Source organism: Mycobacterium sp. (genome assembly GCF_052144515.1).
In the GTDB taxonomy this organism is placed as follows: Bacteria; Actinomycetota; Actinomycetes; order Mycobacteriales; family Mycobacteriaceae; genus Mycobacterium.
Map to the genome: position 1 here is coordinate 1 of NZ_JBKQQD010000239.1, position 2,928 is coordinate 2,928.

General features: G+C 64.5%; 3 protein-coding genes and 1 pseudogene. 3 read left to right on the top strand and 1 reads right to left on the bottom strand.

Annotated features, from left to right (window positions below; all coding sequences use genetic code 11):
- Window positions 1-481: pseudogene (locus ACLP9N_RS16585) on the bottom strand (glycosyltransferase); the annotation flags it as partial.
- Between the two features lie 427 nt (window positions 482-908).
- Between ACLP9N_RS16585 and ACLP9N_RS16590 the strand changes: the two are divergent.
- From ACLP9N_RS16590 to ACLP9N_RS16600, 3 genes are all read left to right on the top strand, one after another.
- Entirely contained in the window at window positions 909-1,541 is a 633-nt protein-coding gene (locus ACLP9N_RS16590; RefSeq protein WP_442408446.1) for a hypothetical protein, read from the top strand.
- Window positions 1,531-2,685, top strand: a complete 1,155-nt coding sequence (locus ACLP9N_RS16595; protein ID WP_442408447.1) for a DegT/DnrJ/EryC1/StrS family aminotransferase — start codon at window positions 1,531-1,533, stop codon at window positions 2,683-2,685. Before ACLP9N_RS16590 ends, ACLP9N_RS16595 begins: the two co-directional genes overlap by 11 nt.
- Window positions 2,686-2,710: 25 nt before the next feature.
- Window positions 2,711-2,928, top strand: a 218-nt coding sequence (locus ACLP9N_RS16600) for a glycosyltransferase family 2 protein (protein WP_442408448.1), incomplete at its 3' end; no start/stop codon positions are given.

Below are 2,928 nucleotides of genomic sequence, written 5' to 3' on the forward strand. Positions count from 1 at the left end.
TTACCGTGCGGGTCAACGGCGACGGCAGGAACGGCAGGAGCTGGCCGTGGGCCCGCACCGGGAAGAAATGCAGCGTGGCCAACGGAATGTCGTAATATTCCGCGACGTTGGCGGCGGGCTGCTCGAAAATCAGGCCGGTCATCAGCAGGTCGGCCCCCTCCGCCACCGACGCCAGCGTCGGGGTCATTTCCCCCCAGCACCGGGTAGCGAACTCCTCGATTTCGCGCCCCATCCTGTTCAGCTCCTCGAGCTTCCATGGAGTGCGGAAGTACCACGTCCAGTATTTGCGCTGCGCGTCCAGAATGGCCTGTGAATCCAGCCCGTAGGCGACCGCCGCAAGCCCAGCCGCCTCGGTGAAGCCGACCAGGTTGGGCGGGACGGCCATGCACACGTCATGGCCTCGCCGCAGCAGCTCACGCCCCACAACCACGGAGGGCTCGATGTCGCCGCGACCCCCATAGCCCGCCAGCACAAACTTCATCCGGTGATCCTGGCCTTTCAGTCGTCGTGCGCTTGGGCAACTACAGGAGCATCGGTCATTATGCCCGGTTCGACCAGTGCCGACGGGCGTTCGGGGACTGCGATGATTGCGGCCTTTATCAGCGACGCGGTGGCGTAGTTAAATCTTGATTATTTGCAACGATGGCCTTATCAGCTTTGGCGCCGGTAAGACACGCGATGAGATAGTGTTCGACGACCGGGTGGGGCGTCGCCGGTGCCAGCTAGGACGAATCTTGTTTTTAGACTCTAGGATCCCAACTTTATGAAGCAAGTTTCCGAATATCAGAACCGTTGCAATACCAAGCCTCACTCGCGCCCAACCAGTTCAGTCGCAGCGGCCTCGGGATAAACGCTTGAGGCTTTTGGATGGTCCGGGAGAGGACAGCACAATTGATCATGCAGCCGGTATGACAGCGGACCGCGTCGGCCTGCTCGGCGCAGGCCGACAGGCCCGCGAGATTGCGTCCTACCTGCCACCCGGCACGACGGTTTTCTGGGCAGTCTCACCTGACTACCTTGACGCGTCCACCCCCGACCAAGTCGACACCACCTCGCCCTCGCCCGCCGAGCGCAACGCCTGGGTCGTTGGTGCCGTCGGAGCACCGGCATTACGCCGGGACCTGGTCGCGGAGTGGCCGGGCGATCGCTTCATCACGGTCGTCTCCCCCGCGGCTTACGTCGACCCGTCCTGCACGATCGGCGCAGGCAGCGTCATCGCGCCGGGCGCAATCCTGACCGTCGATGTGGTGGTCGGCAAGCACTGCTACGTGAACATCGGGGCGACGCTCAGCCACGAGGTGCGCCTCGGATCGTTTGTGACCATCGGCCCGGGCGCGCACCTCGCAGGACGGGTGAGCCTCGGCGACGGGGTCTTCGTAGGCGTCGGTGCAAACATCTCGAATAACGTGACGCTGACATCCGGGGTCGTGGTCGGCGCTGGCGCGACGGTGCTGGCTGATGTGATGACCCCCAATGCGGTGGTGGCGGGCGTGCCTGCGTCCGTGGTCAAAGTCCGAGATGGGTGGTTGGATGCCGTCTGAGATTCCCTTCATCCGTCCGAGCTTCCCCGGGCCCGCTGAGCTCGCCGAGGACTTCGGCGAGATCGTTCACGCCAATTGGTACACGAACTTCGGTCCAAAAGAGCAACAGTTCGCCCGGGCACTGGGCGAGTATCTCGGGCCTGACCTGCACGTTGCCACCCTCGCGAATGGCACCATGGCGCTCATAGCAGCGCTTAACGCCACAGTGGGGCCCGGTACGCGGGACCGCTATGTGCTGATGCCGTCGTTCACCTTCATCGCCGTGCCCCAGGCTGCTGTGTGGGTCGGGTACCGTCCGTGGTTCATTGACATCGACCCCGATACGTGGCAGCCGAGCGCGTCCTCAGCGCGTGCCGTCCTCGAGCGCTCCCGCGACCGGGTCGCGGGCATTTTGTCCGCCAACGCGTTAGGCGTCGGCAATCCCCAGATCGGCGCCTGGGAGAACCTCGCCGCCGAGTGGGACCTGCCGTTGGTGCTCGACTCGGCGGCGGGCTTCGGCTCGGCGTACTCCGATGGTGCGCGCGTCGGTGGACGCGGCGCCTGCGAGATCTTTTCCTTCCATGCGACCAAGCCGTTCTCGATCGGAGAGGGCGGCGCGCTGGTTTCCCGCGATCCGCGGCTTGTCGAGCAGACGTATCAGTTCCAGAACTTCGGCTTCGGTGGGTTATGGGGCTCCGCCGGGGCGCGGGAATGCATGCACCTCGGAATTAACGCGAAGCTGCAGGAGATCAACGGCGCCATCGGTCTCCGCCAGCTCGTCGGGCTCGATGACCGCCTCGCGAGCCGCCGTAACGTCCTCGAGCACTATCGCTCCAAGCTCACCCACATGGGTCTGCGGTTTCATCCGAACGCCGAAGCCTCTTCGGTGTGGTGCGCAAGCGTGTGCTGCGAGTCCGCCGAACAGCAGGGCGCGGTGGTCGCGAGCCTGCGCGAACACGCGATTCAGCCCCGCGACTATTACAACCCACCCCTGCACTTGCACCCGTACTTCGTGGCGAACGCCGAGTGGGTAGCGGCGGCCGACCTGACCGTCACCGAGGACATCTGCTCGCGGATCGTTTCGCTGCCGGTGCACGACTACATGGCTCCCGAGGACGTCGCACGCGTCGTTGCCGCCGTGCAACAAGGGGTCGGCGGTGGCTGAGAGTGCAACCGCAAACTCGCCCAGGGTGAGCGTCGTGTCCATCACGTACAACCACGAGGCCTATATCCGCGACGCCCTCGAGGGCTTCATCGCCCAGAAGACCGATTTTCCCGTCGAGGTCGTCGTCGCCGACGATGCCTCAACGGACGCTACACCGGCGATCATCCAGGACTATGCCAGCCGGTACCCGCACCTGTTCCGGCCGATCCTGAGGTCGGAGAACGTCGGCATCCATGCGAACCT

Bases quoted from the DNA above. Each gene is read 5' to 3' on its own strand.
- ACLP9N_RS16590 (WP_442408446.1), top strand. From the start codon at position 909: ATGACAGCGGACCGCGTCGGCCTGCTCGGCGCAGGCCGACAGGCCCGC.
- ACLP9N_RS16595 (WP_442408447.1), top strand. From the start codon at position 1,531: ATGCCGTCTGAGATTCCCTTCATCCGTCCGAGCTTCCCCGGGCCCGCT.